The 18,699-nt window shown below is 61.7% G+C and carries 19 protein-coding genes; 8 read left to right on the top strand and 11 right to left on the bottom strand.

The genetic code is table 11. From position 1 onward, the window contains the following. Positions 1-123: 123 nt before the first annotated feature. The 5 genes from BMZ70_RS12730 to BMZ70_RS12710 all read right to left on the bottom strand — a co-directional run bounded on the left by BMZ70_RS12730 (position 124) and on the right by BMZ70_RS12710 (position 6,105). Entirely contained in the window at positions 124-507 is a 384-nt protein-coding gene (locus BMZ70_RS12730) for a flagellar protein FlaG (RefSeq protein WP_092274530.1), read from the bottom strand. A 92-nt stretch (positions 508-599) separates the two neighbouring features. Then, positions 600-2,219: a flagellin N-terminal helical domain-containing protein gene (locus BMZ70_RS12725; protein ID WP_092274527.1), complete on the bottom strand. Its 1,620-nt coding sequence runs from the start codon at positions 2,217-2,219 to the stop codon at positions 600-602. A 300-nt stretch (positions 2,220-2,519) separates the two neighbouring features. Beyond that, positions 2,520-4,124: a sensor domain-containing diguanylate cyclase gene (locus BMZ70_RS12720; protein WP_092274524.1), complete on the bottom strand. Its 1,605-nt coding sequence runs from the start codon at positions 4,122-4,124 to the stop codon at positions 2,520-2,522. A gap of 129 nt (positions 4,125-4,253) precedes the next feature. Then, positions 4,254-4,901, bottom strand: a complete 648-nt coding sequence (locus BMZ70_RS12715; protein WP_092274521.1) for a response regulator — start codon at positions 4,899-4,901, stop codon at positions 4,254-4,256. A 13-nt stretch (positions 4,902-4,914) separates the two neighbouring features. Next, positions 4,915-6,105, bottom strand: coding sequence for a sensor histidine kinase (locus BMZ70_RS12710; protein WP_092274518.1), 1,191 nt, complete (start codon positions 6,103-6,105; stop codon positions 4,915-4,917). Positions 6,106-6,143: 38 nt separating this feature from the next. On the opposite strand from BMZ70_RS12710, the gene greB reads away from it, so the two are divergent. Beyond that, complete coding sequence (greB, locus tag BMZ70_RS12705) at positions 6,144-6,710, top strand: transcription elongation factor GreB (protein WP_092274515.1); 567 nt, start codon at positions 6,144-6,146, stop codon at positions 6,708-6,710. Further along, the gene (locus tag BMZ70_RS12700) at positions 6,652-7,566 is read left to right on the top strand and encodes a hypothetical protein (protein ID WP_229205391.1); all 915 of its coding nucleotides are present in this window, start codon (positions 6,652-6,654) and stop codon (positions 7,564-7,566) included. Before greB ends, BMZ70_RS12700 begins: the two co-directional genes overlap by 59 nt. A gap of 547 nt (positions 7,567-8,113) precedes the next feature. On the opposite strand, the gene BMZ70_RS12690 is transcribed toward BMZ70_RS12700, so the two are convergent. The 4 genes from BMZ70_RS12690 to BMZ70_RS12675 all read right to left on the bottom strand — a co-directional run bounded on the left by BMZ70_RS12690 (position 8,114) and on the right by BMZ70_RS12675 (position 12,231). Continuing rightward, positions 8,114-10,450: a RelA/SpoT family protein gene (locus BMZ70_RS12690; protein ID WP_092274509.1), complete on the bottom strand. Its 2,337-nt coding sequence runs from the start codon at positions 10,448-10,450 to the stop codon at positions 8,114-8,116. An 81-nt stretch (positions 10,451-10,531) separates the two neighbouring features. Further along, positions 10,532-10,735 (bottom strand): DNA-directed RNA polymerase subunit omega, encoded by a 204-nt coding sequence (gene rpoZ / locus BMZ70_RS12685; RefSeq protein WP_005665923.1) that lies wholly within the window; start codon positions 10,733-10,735, stop codon positions 10,532-10,534. Positions 10,736-10,764: 29 nt separating this feature from the next. After that, a complete protein-coding gene (gene gmk, locus BMZ70_RS12680; protein WP_092274506.1) occupies positions 10,765-11,403 on the bottom strand; it encodes a guanylate kinase in 639 nt (212 codons plus the stop codon). Between the two features lie 84 nt (positions 11,404-11,487). Further along, positions 11,488-12,231, bottom strand: a complete 744-nt coding sequence (locus tag BMZ70_RS12675) for a DUF72 domain-containing protein (RefSeq protein WP_092274503.1) — start codon at positions 12,229-12,231, stop codon at positions 11,488-11,490. 95 nt (positions 12,232-12,326) lie between these two features. Between BMZ70_RS12675 and BMZ70_RS12670 the strand changes: the two genes are divergently transcribed. Together BMZ70_RS12670 and BMZ70_RS12665 are read left to right on the top strand one after the other, a co-directional pair. Next, a complete protein-coding gene (locus BMZ70_RS12670) occupies positions 12,327-12,788 on the top strand; it encodes an FKBP-type peptidyl-prolyl cis-trans isomerase (RefSeq protein ID WP_229205390.1) in 462 nt (153 codons plus the stop codon). Positions 12,789-12,862: 74 nt separating this feature from the next. After that, positions 12,863-13,150, top strand: coding sequence for a putative quinol monooxygenase (locus BMZ70_RS12665; protein ID WP_092274497.1), 288 nt, complete (start codon positions 12,863-12,865; stop codon positions 13,148-13,150). A 279-nt stretch (positions 13,151-13,429) separates the two neighbouring features. Here the strand turns inward: BMZ70_RS12665 and BMZ70_RS12660 are convergent, their stop codons facing one another. Both BMZ70_RS12660 and BMZ70_RS12655 read right to left on the bottom strand, forming a co-directional pair. Beyond that, a complete protein-coding gene (locus BMZ70_RS12660; protein ID WP_092274494.1) occupies positions 13,430-13,816 on the bottom strand; it encodes a nuclear transport factor 2 family protein in 387 nt (128 codons plus the stop codon). A 140-nt stretch (positions 13,817-13,956) separates the two neighbouring features. After that, positions 13,957-14,847: a YicC/YloC family endoribonuclease gene (locus tag BMZ70_RS12655; protein ID WP_092277811.1), complete on the bottom strand. Its 891-nt coding sequence runs from the start codon at positions 14,845-14,847 to the stop codon at positions 13,957-13,959. An 89-nt stretch (positions 14,848-14,936) separates the two neighbouring features. On the opposite strand from BMZ70_RS12655, the gene BMZ70_RS12650 reads away from it, so the two are divergent. The 4 genes from BMZ70_RS12650 (at position 14,937) to BMZ70_RS12635 (ending at position 18,656) form a co-directional block, all read left to right on the top strand. Beyond that, positions 14,937-15,944, top strand: coding sequence for a serine/threonine protein kinase (locus tag BMZ70_RS12650; protein WP_092274491.1), 1,008 nt, complete (start codon positions 14,937-14,939; stop codon positions 15,942-15,944). A gap of 29 nt (positions 15,945-15,973) precedes the next feature. Next, complete coding sequence (locus BMZ70_RS12645) at positions 15,974-16,924, top strand: PP2C family protein-serine/threonine phosphatase (protein WP_092274488.1); 951 nt, start codon at positions 15,974-15,976, stop codon at positions 16,922-16,924. A 10-nt stretch (positions 16,925-16,934) separates the two neighbouring features. Beyond that, entirely contained in the window at positions 16,935-17,669 is a 735-nt protein-coding gene (rph, locus tag BMZ70_RS12640; RefSeq protein WP_092274485.1) for a ribonuclease PH, read from the top strand. Between the two features lie 114 nt (positions 17,670-17,783). Next, the gene (locus tag BMZ70_RS12635; RefSeq protein ID WP_229205389.1) at positions 17,784-18,656 is read left to right on the top strand and encodes an ABC transporter substrate-binding protein; all 873 of its coding nucleotides are present in this window, start codon (positions 17,784-17,786) and stop codon (positions 18,654-18,656) included. Positions 18,657-18,699 lie beyond the last annotated feature (43 nt).

The raw sequence follows: 18,699 nt of genomic DNA, 5'->3' as shown, positions 1-18,699 counted from the left end.
CCACAATGGCTGACAAGATGATGGCTGGCGCGATTATTGGTCGGCAGCAATGGTAGCGGCGGCGCTCCTGGGCTCAGGATGCCATAGGGGAAGAAAAAGCGGCGCGCTCCAGGCGCGGCCGCTTCAGGCGGTTTGCTGGATCAGCAGACCGGTGCCGGAACCCGATTCCAGCGATTTGGCGATTTCCAAGGCTTCAGGCGTTGGAATCTGGCGCAACACTTCCTTGGTGGTCTGGTCGACCACCTTGACCACGGTGCGCTTGCTGTCGCTGTCGATGGAGAACTCCAGGCCTTGCGATTTGGCCTGCACCGATTTATTCAGCTGCGACACGGCTTGGTTGACCTGGTCCAGCGACGGGGCGGCCGACGGCGCTTTCACGGCGGCGGCAGTCTCGACGGCGGTGGCCGGCGCGCGTGCCGCACCTTGGGCGGCGGCGGCATCCGAGCTGACCGGTGCGCGGTCGGCGGTGCGGGCCGTGCTGGCCGAGCCTATGGTATCGATAGTCATGATGCTTCCCTTTACGAAAAATCCCCGACTGATGGAATCAGCCGGGGAACCTGGTTAAAGCGGCGCTTGCGGCGCCGTCTTATCCCCGGATTTTAGCCACGCAGCAGCGACAGTACACCGTTCGGCAGCGAGTTCGCTTGCGCCAACATCGCGGTACCGGCTTGTTGCAGGATCTGGCCGCGGGTCAGGGTCGCGGTTTCTGCAGCGAAGTCGGTATCCTGGATACGGCTACGCGAGGCCGACAAGTTCTCGGTAGCGGTGTTCAGGTTCGAGATGGTCGAGGCGAAACGGTTCTGGATCGCACCCAGTGCAGCACGGTTGCTGTTGATCTGGTTCAGTGCCGCGTCAATGGTCTTCAGCGCCGCATTCGAGCCGGTCACGGTGCTGACGTCCAGCTTGGACACCGATTGCAGGGCGCTGGCCTGGGTCGCGGTCACGATCGATGCGCCGGTGCTGCTGATCGAGAAGCCGCTGTCGGCCGAGAAGTCGAGGTGGCCGCCCACGGTCACGCTGGAGCCGACGCCGGCGGTGATGACCGGGGTGGCACCCGAGTTGTCCACGGTGTCGGCGGTGCCGCCGGCGCCGATGGCCACGCCCAGGGCGTTTTTGGCGGCGGTCGAACCCGACGCTGGCTTGTCGGCGCCGCGCAGGAACGCGCCGCTCAGGCCGTCGTCGGCTGCGGTGTTGGTGTTCTGGATCTGGATGTCGTCGCCGGTGTTATTGGACAGCACGATTTCCTTGGCGGTGCCTGCCGAGTTCATCTTGACCGAAGCGCTGATGCCGGTGGTGCCGCTCTGGGCGTTGATGGCCTGGGCCAGCGAGGAGACATCACCGCCCTTGACCTGGGCTGAGATGGTCACTGCGCTCGACTCTTTGTCGTTGGCGACCGAGTTGCTACCGCGCAGCGTGAACTGGTAGGAACCATCTTTCATCGCGGTCTGGGTCGCTGGGGTCAGCGGATCGCTGCCCGACAGGGTCGCAGTGGTGGCGGCCGAGGCTTTCACGCCGCTGCTGGCGCTCTGGGTGTTGACGGCGGCCGCGATGGCTTTGGCGCTGTCGCTGACGTTGACGGCAACGTTGGTGGTGACACCGGCACCCGAGCTCAGGGTCAGGGTTTCTGCAGCGGCAACGTTGTTTTTGTTACCGGTGATGGCTTCCGAGATCACGGTGGCGACGCCGTAGGCCGAGGTGGCGGTGTTGTTGCCGAGGTCGGTTGCTTTGGCCGAGGACACGCCGATGTTGATGGTCTGGCCGGAGTTGGCGCCGACCTGGAACTGGGCCGAGGTCAGCGAGCCGTCCAGCACGTTCTGGCCGTTGAACTGGGTGGTGTTGGCAACGCGGTCCAGCTCTTGCGACAGGGCCGATACCTCGTTCTGGATCGACTTGCGGTCGGAGTCCGAGTTGGTGCCGTTGGCCGACTGCACGGCCAGTTCGCGGATACGCTGCAGCAGGTCGCCGGCGGTGCTCAAGCCACCCTCGGCCGTTTGCGCCAGCGAGATGCCGTCGTTGGCGTTACGTGCAGCCGTGGTATTGCCGCGAATCTGCGACGTGAAACGCTCCGAAATCGCCAGACCAGCAGCGTCGTCCTTGGCGCTGTTGATGCGCAGACCCGACGACAGGCGTTGCAGCGAAGTCGACAGGCTGGTTTGCGATGCGGTCAGGTTACGTTGCGAATTCAGCGATGCAATATTACTGTTGATGACTTGTGCCATGATAATTCTCCGAACGGTATTTCATTGTGGGCGGTCTGCCTCAATTAGCCTTGGTCTGCTTCTCTGTTTCCGAAGCAATCAAACCGCAGTTATTCCCTGTAACGGGTTCCCACATGGAAAGTTTAGGGCGCGCAGGGTGGAAAATTTTTGCCGGCGGGGCTAAAGTTCGCTGTGCATGAGCGTCTAAACGACGTTAAAAAACGAAACTTTAGGGCGAAAAAAAATTTATTTCACCGGCAATTTTGCGAAAAAAAAGCCCGGCGCTGGGGCCGGGCTCGGGGCGTGCGGGGGAAAACCGCCTCAGTCGGCGACCACCACGCGGTTCTTGCCGGTCTGCTTGGCGGTGTACATGGCCTTGTCGGCGCGCTTGACCAGTTCGGTCTGCTCCTCGTTCGGACGGCGCAGGGCGACCCCGGCCGAGAAGGTGATCAGCACTTTCTCGTTATCGTGCAGGAAGAAATGCTTGGTCAGCTCGCGCTGCAGCCGGGTCATGGTCGAGGCGGCCGCTTCGACCGTGGTTTCCGGCATCAGGATCAGGAACTCCTCGCCGCCGAAGCGGGCGATCACGTCCATCGAGCGCAGCGTGTCCTTGACGATTTTCACCAAGTGCTTGAGCGCGGCGTCGCCGGCGATGTGGCCGTAGGTGTCGTTGAGCTTTTTGAAGTCGTCCAGGTCCAGCACCGCGATGCACAGCGGCGTGCCACGGCGGTCGGAGCGCGCGGTTTCACGCTCGAACACGTCGTCCAGGCCACGGCGGTTGAGGCTGCCGGTGAGCTGGTCTTCGCGCACCAGCTCGCTCAAGTGCTGCAGCTTGGCTTCCAGCGTGTGGATGCGCGCCTCGGCATCCTGCACTTCCTGCTTGGCCAGCATCATCTTGTCGCGCGCCTTGAGCGCTTCGTTCTGCACCAGCCGGGTTTCCTTGAGCACTTCGTCGAGGATGCTGTTGAGTTCGGCGATATTGTCGGCCTTGCTGATCTTGTCCGAGTAGCCGCCGATCTTCTCGTGGAAGTCGCCGGTCGAAGCCGCCACTTGGCCGAGGCGGTCGATAAAGGTCATCATCATGTTCTTGACGGTGAGCTTGACGTCCGACAGGCTGTGCTTGAGCTGGCCCTGTTTATAAATGACTTCCTTCAGGCTGCGCGTGGCTTCCTCCAGCGCGCGCACGTCGAGCGGGCCGGCGATCAGGTTTTGCACCGCCTCGATCTGGCCGCGCAGCCAGCTGTCGTCGTCGAGCAGTTCGCCGACGTTTTCCAGCAGCAGCTTGAACAGGCGCAGCAGCAGTTCCTGCTGCTCGCCGCTGTCGCCGCCGCGCAACTCGATCTGGTAGCACAGCTGTTTCAGGCGCACGGCGATCTCGGCCAGCGCTTCCTCGCTGTGCGCCACCTTGGTGGCCGCGCCCAGCGATTCGGCCTCGGCCGCCAGCACCGGCGCCCCGGCCAGCAGCGAGGCCACGGCAAAGGTCAGGGTGCGGCTCAGCAGGTCGCGCAGGCTGCGCTCCTGCTCGCTTTCCTCGCCGGGCAGGCCGGCCACTTCGATGCCTTTCTTGGGCGCGACGAAATGCTTTTCCACCAGCTGCGACAGCGCGCGCGCGTAGCCGTCCCAGTCGCGCGACTTGACCGCGCGGTTGAAGCGGCGGCCGAATTCGGCCAGGTCGCCGGTGTTGTCGGTCAGGCGGGTGGCAAACTGGCTCAGCACCGATTCCGGGCCGGGATCGGCGCTGCCCAGCGGCGCAGCGGACGCTACCTGCGCGGCGGCGGCAGGCTCGGGCGCAATGCCGGCAATTTCGTTGTAGATGTCGCGGTAGGCTTCCGGCGTCGGCGCGATGCGGCGCACCGCCAGGCGCTTGAACGCCTCGCGTGCGATATCGGCCGGGTTTTGCTCGGGGATGGATGGTTTGCTGGACATGGTGACGCGCGGGCCTCTTCAGGAATTACCAATGATTATGGCAATGATAAGCCTGCTGTCTGCCGAGCAATACTGCGATAAGCGGCGGGAAGGTGGCTTTCATCTGAGTATGACTATCTTAACCCTTGCTCATTCAATCAGCTGGTTTTTAATTGCGTAATGCGTCAGCTCCGCGCTGTTTTTCAGCTTCATTTTAACCAAAAGGCGGGCGCGGTACTCGCTGACCGTCTTCACCGACAGCGATAATTCCTTGGCGATGGTGCCCACCGTCTTGCCGGAGGCGATCATGGTCAGGGTCTGGTATTCGCGGTCGGACAGGGTTTCGTGCAGCGGCGCCTCGTGGTCGTCGTTGACGTGGTTGGCCAGCTCCTGCGCCAGCGCCGCGCTGATGTATTTGAGGCCGCCGGCCACCTGGCGGATCGCCGTCACCAGCTCCTTGGGCGCGCTCTGCTTGGTCAGGTAGCCGCCCGCGCCGGCTTTCAGGGCGCGGATCGCGTACTGGTCCTCGCGGTGCATGGACAGCATCAGCACCGCCAGCTCCGGCTTTTCCTTCTTGATCTGCTTGAGCACCTCGATGCCGTTGCGGTCCGGCAGCGAGATGTCGAGCAACATCACCTGACATCCGGACTTGCGGAACAGCTTGATGGCGTCCAGCCCGTTTTCGGCCTCGCCGGCGACCACGATGTCGCGCGTCTCGGCCAGGATTTGCTTCAAGCCCTCCCGCACAATGGCGTGGTCATCCGCGATGAAGACCTTGATGATGGCTTTCTCTGTCATGTATCTCTGTACGTTATTTCGTCGTGGAAATGTTTTCTTCCGCTATTGTAGCGCCAGCGGCAGCTGCGATGAGGCTGTCGCGTAGCGTATCGCGCTTTATTTTGATGGCGACCACGGTGCCGCCGCCATTGGCGTGGCTCAGCGTCAACGTGCCGCCCAGCGCGCGCGCGCGTTCGGCCATGCCGCGCAGGCCGAAGGAGTCGGGCTTGGCGCGGTCGGCCTGGCGGATGCCGCTGCCGTTGTCGGTGATTTTCAGGCTGACGTGGTAACGCAGCCGCGCCAGCTTGACGGTGACCTTGCTGGCGTGGGCGTGCTTGGCGATGTTGGTCAGCGCCTCCTGGGCGATGCGGAACAGGGCGGTGGCCTGGTCGTCGTCGAGGCCGATGTCGCGGTGGTTGGTGCTGAAGCTGCCGTGGATGCCGGTCTGCTTGGCGAACTCGCCCACCTGCCACTCCAGCGCCGCCACCAGCCCGAGGTCGAGCAGGGCCGGGCGCAGGTCGAGCGCGATACGGTGGATGGCCTCGATGGTGCGGTCGACCAGCGCATCGACATAGTCGGTCTTGTCGCGCAGCGCCGGATCGGCGGCGGCCCCGCTGCTGTCCAGCCGCGCCGCCAGCATCGCCACCGCCATCTTGATGGCGGTCAGGTTGCCGCCCAGCTCGTCGTGGATCTCGCGCGCGATGCGGGTGCGCTCCTGTTCCTTGACGCGGTCGGTATGGGCGGTCAGCTCGGCCAGGCGGGCGCGCGAGTGGCGCACTTCCTCCTGCTCCAGCTTGCTGTCGGTGATGTTGGTCATGATGCCGTCCCAGCGCACCGCGCCGTCGGCCAGCGCGTGCGGGGTGCCGCGCAGATTGATCCACTTGACGTCCTTCCAGGCGTCGACCCAGATGCGGCCTTCCCAGTTCCAGCTCCACAGCGCGCTGGCCGAGGCGTGCATGGCCTCGAGGTAGGACGGGCGGTCGTCTTCCAGGATCAGCGACAGGAAGCGTTGCGGCTGGGCGTGCAGCTCGGCGGCGGTCAGGCCGAGCAGGGCCAGGCAGCCATCGCTGAGGTAGGGGAAGCTGACGCTGCCGTCGGCCTGGCGCACCAGCTGGTACACCAGTCCCGGCATGTTGGAGACGATGGCGGCAAAGTGCGCACGCACCTGTTCCAGTTCGGTGGCCAGGGCCTGGCTATCATTCGGGATGGGGACGGCTGAACTCATGGCATGTATGATACGTGAAAGCCATTACAATAAGCGGCATGAATAAAGCATTTGTCAAAGAACAGGACGGGGACGAGGACGAGGAAGCCGCCGCGCTGGCGTTGGCGATTCCTGCCGGCTCCAAGAACTACATCCGCCCGGAAGGCTACCAGCGCATCAAGGATGAGCTGCTGCAGCTGATCGACGTCGAGCGGCCGGAAGTGGTGAAGATCGTGCACTGGGCCGCCTCCAACGGCGACCGCTCGGAAAACGGCGACTATATCTACGGCAAGCGCCGCCTGCGCGAAATCGACCGCCGCATCCGCTTCCTGACCAAGCGCATGGACTCGGCCGCGATTGTCGACCCGAGCGTGCACTACGGCAGCGACCAGATATTTTTCGGCGCCACCGTCACCTACAGCAACCAGCATGGCGAAGAGCGCACCATCACCATCGTCGGCATCGACGAGCTCGATCCGCTGAACGGCAAGATCAGCTGGGTGGCGCCGGTGGCGCGGGCCCTGACCAAGGCGCGCGAAGGCGACACCATCACCTTCCAGGCGCCGCATGGCGTGGAAGAGTTGGACATCCTGGAGGTTCGTTATCCTGCACCGGCTGCCGATTAAACGGGCTGTATGTCTGCTGGCGCTGCTGGGCTGGCAGGGCGCGGCGTGCGCGCTGGATGTGTATGTGATCGACATGAACTCGAGCAAATCGAGTTTCAGCGACAGCCACACCCTGAAGCTGGTGACGGCGGCGCTGGAAGCGTCCAGTCCCAAATACGGTCCGTATGAATTCCGGGTGGCGGCGCTGCGCATGGAGCGCGACCGGCTGCTGCAGGAAATGCTCAAGGGCGAGCTGGTCAACCTGAGCGGGCAGGTGACGTCGCAGGAGTGGGAGCAAAAGCTGATCCCGATCCGGATCCCGATCGACAAGGGGATATCGTGCTACCGCATCTCGCTGATCGACAGCCGCAACCAGGACCTGTTCAGCGCCGCGCGCACGCTGGACCAGCTGAAAAACCTGAGCCTGGGATCGGGGCGGCAATGGAGTTTGACCGGCACCTACAAGCAGGCTGGCTTCCACGTGGTGGAGGGCACGACGTCGGCCGGGCTGCACAGCATGCTGGCGGCGGGACGCTTCCAGCACTTCCCGCGTGCGATTGATGAAGCCATCTATGAGCAGGCCGCGTACGTGCCGAGCTTTTCGACCCTGAGTGTGGAGCGCAGTTTTGCGCTGTACGTGCCATCGCCGCGCTACTTCTTTTTGGGCGGCGGGCAAAAGCGCCTGGCGCAGCGGCTGGAATACGGCCTGCAGCAGTTGATCGCCGACGGCCGCTTCGATCACCTGTTCCATGAATCCTACGACGGCCTGATCGAGAAATCCGGCCTGCGCAAGCGCCGCATCTTCCACATCGACAACCCGCTGTTGTCGCCGCAGACGCCGCTGTCCAACAAGGCGTACTGGTACAACCCCTATTGAGTTACGTCAGAACGAGGCGCCCACAGTCTTGCTAGTTTGGCGAGACACTTTGGGAGAAATGCCATGCCTCGTCATTCACGGTTGGTTTTGCCGGCGGTCCCGTTGCATGTGATTCAGCGCGGGTACGACCGGCAGCAGTGCTTTTTTGTTGATGATGATTTTGTTGTGTTTCGACAGTGGTTGCATGAAGAGGCGGTGATTGCGCTGAACAGCTGGCGGCGATGATGAAAGGCGTGACGCAGAAGTATGCGCAGTATTTCAACCACCGGCATCAGATGACGGGATCGCCTTGGGATGGGCGGTACAAGAGTTGTCTGGTGCCGATGGAAGGGTATTTGCTGACCTGTCAGCGATATATTGAAATGAACCCGGTGAGGGCGGGGATGGTGCGGTTTCCGGGGAATTACAGGTGGTCGAGTTACCGATCGAATGCAGAGGGGTTTTAGGGGATAAGGGGTGGCTTCCGCCCAACCCGCAACCTTAAGCGATACGCATGCGTTACCACTTAGGGGGCAGACCCCGCTTGGCAGTGCGGGTCTGCCGCTAATCAGCTGCGCTCGCGCAGGATGCGGTTGACCCCGGCCACGCGGCGCACGTTGCGCAGCAGGCCGGCCAGGTGCACGCGGTCCTTGACCTGCACGGTGAAGCGCAGCTGGTGCAGCACGTGTTCTTTGTCCTCGTCCATGCCGACGAAGGTGATGTTGGCGTCCGATTCGCCGATCTCTGCCGCCACCCGCGCCAGAATGCCTTTCTCGTTGTTGATCAGCAGCTTGATGCGGCTGTCGAAACGGCGGTTCAGTTCCGTGCCCCACTTGACCGCGATCCAGCGGTCCGGCTCCTTGGCCTTCTGGCGCTTGGCTTGCAGGCAGTCGCCGGTGTGCACCAGCAGCCCTTGGTCGCGGCGCAGCTGGCCGATAATCGAATCGCCGGGAATCGGCAAACAGCACGGCGCCAGTTGCACCGACACGCCCTCGCTGCCGCAAATGGTCACCGGGTCCAGCTCGGCTGCGCTGTTGTGGTCGATCGGCGCGCTGGCCGATTCGCCGCCGCGCAAGCCGAAGATATGCCGCGCCACCAGCGCCGCCATGCGTTTGCCCACGCCGATATCGGCATACAGTTCGTCCAGCGACTTGGCGCTCGATTCCTTCAGCAGGCGTTCGACCAGATGTTCTTCCAGGTCCGGGCTCACGCCCAGCGACGACAGCGCCTGCGACAGCAGCTGCTCGCCCAGCGTGATCGATTCCGGCAGGTTAATCGTGCGCAGATGATGGCGAATCGCCGAACGCGCTTTCCCCGTCCGCACAAACGACAGCCAGCTCGGGCTAGGCCGCGAAGCCGAATCCGTCACGATTTCGACGATATCGCCATTACGCAACTCAGTGCGCAGCGAAGCCGGTTCATTGTTGATGGTGACCGACACCGTATGATCGCCAATGCCGGTGTGGATGGCATACGCAAAGTCGATCGGCGTGGCCCCGCGCGGCAGCGCGATGATTTTCGATTTCGGCGTGAACACGTACACCGAATCCGGGAACAGGTCGACCTTGACGTGTTCAAGGAACTCGGCCGAGTCGCCGGTCTGCTGCTGGATATCGAGCAGCGATTGCAGCCAGGCGTGGGTGCGCTGCTGCAGGTCCGACATATTGGCTTCGCCGTTCTTGTACAGCCAGTGCGCCGCCACGCCCGATTCGGCGGTGCGATGCATTTCCTGGGTGCGGATCTGGAACTCGACCGGCGTGCCGTACGGGCCGATCAGCGTGGTGTGCAGCGACTGGTAGCCGTTCAGCTTGCGGATCGCAATGTAGTCCTTGAACTTGCCCGGCATCGGCTTGTACAGCGAATGCAGGGTGCCCAGCGCCACGTAGCAATTCGGGAAGCTGTCCACCACCACGCGGAAGCCGTACACGTCCAGCACCTGCGAGAACGACAGGTGCTTGCTGCGCATCTTCTTGTAGATGCCGTACAGGGTCTTCTCGCGGCCATACACCTCGGCTTCGATATTGGCCATCGCCAGCGTGTTCTTGACCGATTCGAGGATTTTCTTGACCACCTCGCGGCGGTTGCCGCGCGCCGCCTTGACCGCCTTGCCCAGCGTGCGGTAGCGCAGCGGATACAGGTGCGAGAACGACAGGTCCTGCAATTCGCGGTAGATGTTGTTGAGGCCGAGACGGTGCGCGATCGGCACGTACACTTCCATCGTCTCCTTGGAGATGCGGGCCTTGGCGGCCGGCTTCATCACCTCCATCGTGCGCATATTGTGCAGGCGGTCGGCCAGCTTGATCAGGATCACGCGCACGTCCGAGGCCATCGCCAGCAGCATCTTGCGGAAGTTTTCCGCCTGCGCTTCGATCTGGCTCTGGAACTCGATTTTTTCCAGCTTGGACAAGCCATCCACCAGATTCGCCACCGGCGCGCCGAAGCGCTCGATCAGCTCTTCCTTCTTGACGTCCTGGTCTTCCATCACATCATGCAGCAGCGCGGCCATGATAGCCTGCGCGTCGAGCTTCCAGTCGGCGCAGATTTCGGCCACCGCGATCGGATGCGAGATGTAAGGCTCGCCGGATTTGCGCAACTGCCCAAGGTGCATTTCGTCCGAAAAGCGATACGCTTCCTTGACCTTTTTCAGGTCGGCGGCGTTCATGTATTCGCCGAGTTTTTCAGACAGGTGAGACACCGACGCAACACCGGCCGTCAGGGCAGGAGGCGTGGCCAAAGGCGACGAGGAAATCACAGGTGGTGCAGGGGGAGAGGCGGGTGGTGCGGAAAGGGCTTCAGTGCTATCGCTGGCCGCAGGTCCGGACATGACTTTAGCCGGCTTGCTGGCCGGCTTCTTGGCCCGTGCGGGCTTGTCATTCAGTACAGGATCTGCAGGGATCAGATTCATACGCTCGCGTTCCGTCTCGATGAGAATGGCTCGTTACTACTATACCGCATCATTCACATTGTTCGGGAACGCGGTCCCAACTTACATTGGGACTTTTTTCAACATTTCCAGACCGACTTTGCCGGCAGCGATTTCACGCAGGGCGACCACGGTAGGTTTGTCCTTGGCTTCCACCTTAGGGGTGTGGCCTTGCAGCAGTTGGCGTGCGCGGTAGGTCGCGGCCAGGGTCAGCTGGAAACGGTTAGGTACGTTTTTCAGACAATCTTCAATCGTAATGCGGGCCATCTATAACTCCTAAAATCTTGTGTATTTACTTATTCAGCGTGGATGCCCAGTTGGGCAAAGAGCGAGGCGTTGCGTGCCGCTTGTTGCGCAAACCGGCAACGGGCCGCTCGGACTATCGCCGTCAATTCAGACAGCGCTACGTCGAATTCTTCGTTGATAATAGCATACTCGAACTCAGGGGCGTGGGCGATTTCGCCGCCCGCCGCCAGCAGGCGTTTGGTGATCACGTGCGGCTCGTCGGTGGCGCGTTTGTTCAGGCGTTCTTCCAGCGCGGCGATCGATGGCGGCAGGATGAAAATGCCGGCCGCTTGCGGGAACAGTTTCTTGACCTGGCGTGCGCCTTGCCAGTCGATTTCCAGCAGCACGTCGGTGCCGCTTTTCATCTGCTCTTCCACCATCAGGCGCGAGGTGCCGTAGTAGTTGCCGTGCACTTCGGCCCACTCCAGGAACTCGCCCTGCTTGGTGCGCGCGACGAAATCTTCCGCCGTGGTGAAGTAGTATTCCTTGCCGTGGGTTTCGCCCGGACGCGGTGGGCGGGTGGTGGTGGAGATCGACAGCTTGATGGTCGGCTCCTGGGCCAGCAGCGCGTTGACCAGCGTGGACTTGCCGGCGCCGGACGGCGCGGCAACGACGAACAGGCTGCCCGAGAATGCGTTGGTTGAGCTCATGGTTGATCTTTCTAAAACGTCAGCGGGCGGCGTTTTGCGTCGCCCAAAGACGTATTTTACCAAGAGCAATGGCGGGAGTTCAATTTACAGCAGGGAGAGGAAATGCTGCGCCGCAGCGGGCGCGCGTTCCTTGGCGCCGTTGATGAAGTAGACGTAGGCTTTTCCCGACTTCGCCTGCTGCTGCCACTCCTGTGCCTGCCTGGCCCACTTCTTCAATGCCGGCTTGCTGTAGCCGGTGTCGATCTCGCTTTGCGCGTTCATCAAGCGGGCGTAGGCGAACTCGCCGGTGAGCTCTTCAATGTTGGGATATTTCGGCGAGTCGGTGATGACGGTGGCGACCTTGTATTTGCGCGCCAGCTGGTAGTAATCGTCGCACAGGAAGCTGTCATGGCGGGCGTCCAGCACATGCAGCAATTTGCGCGTGCCGAGCTTGGCCGGCAGCAGCTTGAAGAAGCCTTCCAGGTCGTCGGGATCGAACTGCTTGGTGGCGGCCAATTGCCACAGGATGGGGCCGAGTTTGTCGCCCAGTTCGGTGAGCCCGCTGTGCATGAAGCGCTCGATCGATTCCCCGGCCTCGGCCAGCACCTTGCGGTTGGTGGCGTAGCGCGTGGCTTTGACCGAGAACACAAAATTATCGGGTGTTTTGGCGGCCCAGCTGGCGAAGTGTTCGGGCTTGGCGGTGCGGTAGAAGGTGCCGTTGATCTCGATGCTGGTGACCTGCGAGCTGGCGTATTCAAGCTGCTTCTTGACCGGCACGTCCTTTGGATAAAACGTCTCGCGCCACGGCGCAAAGTCCCAACCGCCGATGCCAACCCTGATCTGCGCCATAGCCCGTCTCCTGATCCTGTCTTTGTTACAGTTTATACGGTTTTGTTCTGCTACACTGCGACCGCTTTATTAACAAAACATCCAACAAGGGGATTATGAAATCTACGTTTCAAATGATTGCCGCCGCAGTTTGCGCGATAGTGCTGGTGGCTTGCGGTGGCGGTGGTGATAGCGCGACTTCCACCCCGTCGGCAGGTGTGCAGCCGCCGACCGCGCTGAAGATTGAAGATCAGGTGATTGGCACCGGCGCCGAGGCCGCTACCGGCAAAACGGCTTCCGTGCGTTACACCGGCTACCTGTTTGACGGCACCCGTACCGATCTGCGCGGCACCAAGTTCGACAGCAATGTTGGCTCTGCCAGTCCATTTAGCTTTGTGGTGAACGCCAATCCGTTGCAAGTGATCACTGGCTTCAACAACGGTGTGGCCGGCATGAAAGTAGGTGGCAAGCGCGTTATCACCATCCCGCCGTCGCTGGGTTACGGCGCATCGGCCAACGGCGCCATTCCAGCCAATTCGACCTTGATCTTCGAAGTGGAACTGGTCGCGGTCAACTGATCGTTTTCTGACCGCTCCTGCGGCATATCCTGTGTCCTGATAGTATCGGGGTTTAAGTCCACACAGGATATGCCATGAAAGACCTGATCATCGTTGCCACCATCACCGCCAAGGAAGGCAGCGAAACGCTGGTGCGCGAAGCGCTGGAACGCATCGTACCGCCAAGCCGCGCCGAAGCCGGCTGCATTCGCTACGACCTGCACATCGACCTCGGCAACCACGCCAGCTTCATCATGCTCGAAGCCTGGCGCGACGAAGCCGCACTGGCCGAACACGAAGCCACCCCGCACTTCCAGGAACTCCTCAAATCCGTCGGCGGCAGAGCCGACGTCCAGATCCTCAAGCTGAACCAGCTAGTGTAACCACGGATTGAGCACCGTAACGCCAAGCGGGCGATGGTGACATCAACGGGAAGATGCGTCCATCAAAAGCCTTTAATACATAGCGCTGATATTCATCAGGACATGCGATAGACCATTTTCATCTGACAGAAAGACGGGGAAGTCATTGGCCTCATGCCTGAGCTCGTCCAAGGTCGGCTCAGATGTTTTGCTCGGTAAGCTCGCGGTATTCGTGACCGGCCCTCCCTCTGAAAGTAAAGTCACGGTACTCCTTTCAGCAGGAGGGCGCAAGCAAGCGGGTCAGTCGGGGGTGAAGGCTTTGGTGGCGGCCAGGGTGTCGAGGGCTTCGCGCAGGTGTTTGATTTTGCCGTTCTCGGCCGCCAGCATGCCGGCGTAGGTTTGTTTGTAGATTTTGCCGGTCGATGGCACCAGGGCTTCGACGCTGTATTCGCCGAATACTTTGTCTTCGGTTTCGATGAACAGCTGGACGTCTTTGAAGCGGAAGTCCGGTACTTTCTTCAGCAGGCCGCCGATGAAGGCTTCGATCGCGACCGGGCCGACTGCGCGGACGTTGGCGCCCAGCGTCGGCAGTTCCAGCACGCCGTCGTCGGCAAACAAGGCCGCAGCGGCGGCGGGATCCTGAATGTTGTCCAGGTAGGCGTTCAGCAGTTGAGTGGCGTTTTTCATGATGTTTCGCTTTTAGTAGAAGTTGGAATGGCTCTACTTTAGCGCCGCATCATTGTTAGATAAATCCGTTAAAGACGAAAGCTTTATGCACGTGGGTGAATAATCCGGGCGTTAAAAAAGGGAGCCGCAGCTCCCTTGTTTTATTCGAGGTTCTGAACCTGCTCGCGCATTTGCTCGATCAGCAGTTTCAGCTCCATCGAGGCATCGGCCAGTTCCTTGACCGAGGCTTTGGCGCCCAGCGTATTGGCTTCGCGGTTCAGCTCTTGCATCATGAAGTCCAGGCGTTTGCCGACCTGGCCGCCTTTTTTCAGGATGTGGCGGGTCTCGGTCAGGTGCGCCGACAGGCGGCCCAGTTCTTCGGCCACGTCGATACGGATACCGTACAGGATCACTTCCTGGCGAATCCGCTCCAATGCATCCTGGCGCGACAGCGCCGAATTCGAGCCCTGGCACGCCAGGCCCAGCGCATCCTGCATGCGCTCCACGGCCTTCTGCTGGAATGCCGCCACCACCTGCGGAATCAGCGGCGTGATGCGCTTGACGATGCCTTCCATCGCCTCGATGCGCGAGATCAGCATGGCTTCCAGCGCCGCGCCTTCGCGTTGACGGCTTTGCACGAATGCTTCCACAGTGCGCGCGGTGAGGGCGGCGACGTCGGCCTGCAACGACTCCTGGCCGATCTGCGCTTCTTCGATCACGCCCGGCCAGCGCAGTAGTTCAGCGACTGACATCGTTTGCACGCCGGGGAACAAGCCGCTGACTTCGCCCTGCAGGCGTTGCAATTCAGTCAATAGCGGGAGGTTCAGCGCCTGGGTGCCTGCGGTGGCTGCCTTGCGGCCAAAACTCAGCCGCAGCTCCACCTTGCCGCGCGTGATGGCGCCCATGATCGCGGAGCGTAAATCGGGTTCAAGCGCACGCAAATCGTCGTTTATTCGGAACTGCAAGTCCAGAAACCGCGAGTTCACACTCTTGATCTCAATGGTCAGTGTTCCCGCCGCACTTTCACTGGTGGCGACCGCGTAGCCCGTCATGCTGGAAATGCTCAATGGATATCCCCGATTTAATCTTTACAAAACAGTGATTTATCCACACAATCCGAGGTGTCGAGGCGAGGAACCTTATGGCTGCACAAAACAACGCCCCCCTACCGGATGGTCTGGAAATTGCTGGATATCGCATTGTAAAGAAAATTGCGTCCGGTGGGTTCAGTATTGTTTACCTTGCCTACGATACCGAGGGCGTGGCGGTCGCCATCAAGGAATATTTGCCTAGTTCTTTGGCACTGCGGCAGGAAGGCGAGCTGGTGCCGGCCGTGTCCAAGGCCCATCTGCCGGTGTTCCGCATCGGCCTCAAATGCTTTTTCGAAGAGGGCCGGGCGCTGGCCCGCATCTCCCACCCGAATGTTGTAAGCGTGCTCAACTTCTTCCGTGCGCACGAAACCGTGTACATGGTGATGGCCTACGAGTCCGGCCACTCGCTGCAGGAGCATATCCAGCGCCAGCGCAGCAAGGGCGTTAAAGTAGGTGAACTTTTCATCCGCACTATCTTCACGCAAGCGGTGAAGGGGCTGCGCGAAGTCCACGCCAACAAGCTGCTGCACCTTGACCTGAAACCGGCCAATATCTACCTGCGTACCGACGGCACGCCGATGCTGCTGGACTTCGGCGCGGCGCGCCAGACCATCAATACCGACATGCCGACGCTGACGCCGATGTACACCCCCGGCTTCGCGCCGCCCGAACTGTACGCCAAGACCGGCATGGGGCCGTGGACCGATATCTATAGCATCGGCGCGTCGATGTTCGCCTGCATGGTCGGCTCGCCGCCGCAGCCGGCCGACCAGCGCAAGCTGGAAGACAAGATGGCCGGCCACTTTGAAAAACTGGAAGGCCAGTATTCGCCGGAGCTGGTGCAGCTGGTGCGCTGGTGCTTGCAGATCGATCCACTGGAACGCCCGCAAAGCCTGTTCGCCTTGCAGAAGGTGCTGCAGGCGAAGCCGCCGGCCGCCGCGCCAGCGGAGCCGCCGGCGCCCACCATGATGGACAAGCTGCGCGGACTGGTAGGGCGCCTGGGCGGCGGCGGTAGCAATGCCGCGCGCGCCAAGGCCGGCCCGGATACGCTGGTCTGAACGCGGCGCGACATTACAAGGACCGAATCATGCAATTCTCCGTGTACCAGGAAAGTCATATCGGCGGCCGCAAGGTCAATCAGGACCGCATGGGCTACAGCTTTACGCGCGACGCGCTGTTGCTGGTGCTGGCCGACGGCATGGGCGGGCATCTGCGCGGCGAGATCGCCGCCAGCGTGGCGCTGCAAACCATCTCCACCATGTTCCAGCAACAGGCGCAGCCCTATGTGAAAAAGCCGCAGCGTTTTCTGGAAGAAGCCTTGCAGGCCGCGCACCGCGACATTCACCAGTACCGCCACGCCAACCAGATGCCTGAAACGCCGCGCACCACCATCGTCGCCTGCCTGATCCAGCACAACACCGCGACCTGGGCGCATTGCGGCGACTCGCGCCTGTACTGGTTGCGCAACGGCCAAATCCTCGGCCGCACGCGCGACCACTCGCATGTCGAAAACCTGATCGCCAAGGGCATGGCGCTGCCGTCCGAACGCGCCACCCACCCGGACCGCAACAAGTTGTGGAACTGCCTCGGCGCCGACTCGCTGCCGCGCGTGGAAGTGGGCGCCGGCGCCGGCATGCTGCCGGGCGACCTGGTGCTGTTGTGTTCCGACGGTTTGTGGTCTATGCTGCCGGACGATGAAATCGTGCGGCGCCTGCAGGCGCAAACCGTGGTGCGTGCGGTGCCGGACATGCTGCAAGCCGCGTTGCGGGCAGCGGGCGACGCCAGCGACAACGTCACGGCGCTGGCCATCATGTGGCAGGGCAGTTCGGTGCTGGACAATATGGACCCGGTGACGGAGACCATGATCTCGACCGAGGCGCTGCCGGAAGACCTGCACAGCACGACCATCCGCGACACGGCGCCGCCGGAAGCGGCAGCCGCGCCGGCTGAAGCCGATGCCTTCGATGACGACGAAATTGAAAAAGCCATCGCGGAGATACGCGGCGCTATCGAAAAATCCTCCCAAATTCTCAAATAAGGAAAACCTGATGACCGAAGTAACCCGCCCTAGCGGCCGTCCTGTCGACGCGCTGCGCACCCTGCGCCTGACCCGCGACTACACCAAGCACGCCGAAGGTTCGGTGCTGATCGAATGCGGCGACACCAAGGTGATTTGCACCGCCAGCATCGAAGAGAAAGTGCCGGGCTTCCTGAAGGGCAAGGGTCAGGGCTGGCTGACCGCCGAATACGGCATGCTGCCGCGCTCCACCCACAGCCGCATGGACCGCGAGGCGGCCAAGGGCAAGCAGTCCGGCCGCACGCAAGAGATCCAGCGTCTGATTGGCCGTTCGCTGCGCGCGGCGTTTGATTTGGAAGCCTTCGGCGAGCGCACGCTGCATCTGGATTGCGACGTCATTCAAGCTGACGGCGGCACCCGCACCGCATCGATCACCGGCGCGATGGTGGCGGCTTACGATGCGTTCTCCAAGCTGGCGGCACGCGGTGCGATTCCGGCGATCCCGTTGAAGCACTTCGTGGCGGCGATTTCGGTCGGTGTGTACCAAGGCACGCCAGTGCTGGACCTCGACTACATTGAGGACTCGGGCTGCGACACCGACATGAACGTGGTGATGACCGATGCCGGCCACTTCATCGAAGTGCAGGGCACGGCGGAAGGCGCCGCCTTCGACCGCGCCGGCATGAATCGCCTGCTGGACCTGGCGCAGGCCGGCATCGCGGACCTGATCAAGCTGCAGAAACAGACGCTCGGCTTGCCCGCATAATTGCCTGATTGCCTTGCCCGGAAAAGGGCATACAATTGGAAGACTATGAAAAAATGGATGTCGCTCCTGCTGGTGTGCATCGTATTTTGGATGTGCCCAGCCTATGCCCGGGACTTGAACATAGTCTTCATTCCGAAGTCCCATGACCAGGACTTCTGGCTCTTCATGCGGCAAGGCGTCGACCGCGCCATACAGGAAGAAGGGCATATCAATCTGACCTGGCGCGGCCCCGCCTACAACGACGACATCGACTCGCAAATCCAGATCGTGCGGATTTACGCCAAGCCGGAAGTCGACGCCATCATCATCGCCTCGACCGATCGTGCCCGCCTGGCTGAGCCCATCAAGCAGGCCGCAGCTCAAGGCATCAAGGTGGTGGCGGTGGACTCCGGGCTGGACGGCAATGCCCACGTCAACTTTGTCACCACCGACAATTACGCCGCCGGAAAACTGGCGGCGGAACGTATCGTCAATCTGTTGAAGCGGCAGGGCAGTGTCGCCGTGGTGCGCACGCTTCCCGGCAGCGGCTCCACTGACGATCGCGCCAATGGATTTGTCGATTACATCAGGAAGAACGCACCGCAGATCACCATCGTCGCCGACGAGTATGCCGGCGGCACGCGCGGCAAGGTGGCGCGCAGCGCGGCCGCCTTGCTTGCCAAATTCCCGCAAGTGGACGCCCTGTTTGCCGTCAACGAATCAACCGGGGACGGCGTGCTGCGGGCGTTGCGGCAAGCCGGCCTGGCAGGGCGGAAGAAATTCGTCAGCTTCGACACCACCGAATTCCTGCTGGCAGGCTTGCGCAAGGAAGAGATCCACGGGCTGGTGGTGCAGGACCCGCGCCAGATGGGTTACCTGTCGATGAAGGCTGCCGTGGCGGCGGCCAAGGGGGCGTCCAACAAGAACCCTATGATCCTCACGGATGCCGTGATGGTCACCCTGGAAAACTGCCAGCAGCCTGAAATCAAGGCGCTTCTGGTGCCCTAGCGGCAGCGGCAGGCGCAAACAGTTTACAATGTCGGCTTCATTT

The organism is Duganella sp. CF402 (assembly GCF_900109645.1).
Classification (GTDB): Bacteria; Pseudomonadota; Gammaproteobacteria; order Burkholderiales; family Burkholderiaceae_D; genus Rugamonas.
Note: the sequence above shows the minus strand (reverse complement) of the source record. Positions and strands in the feature narration are given on the sequence as shown.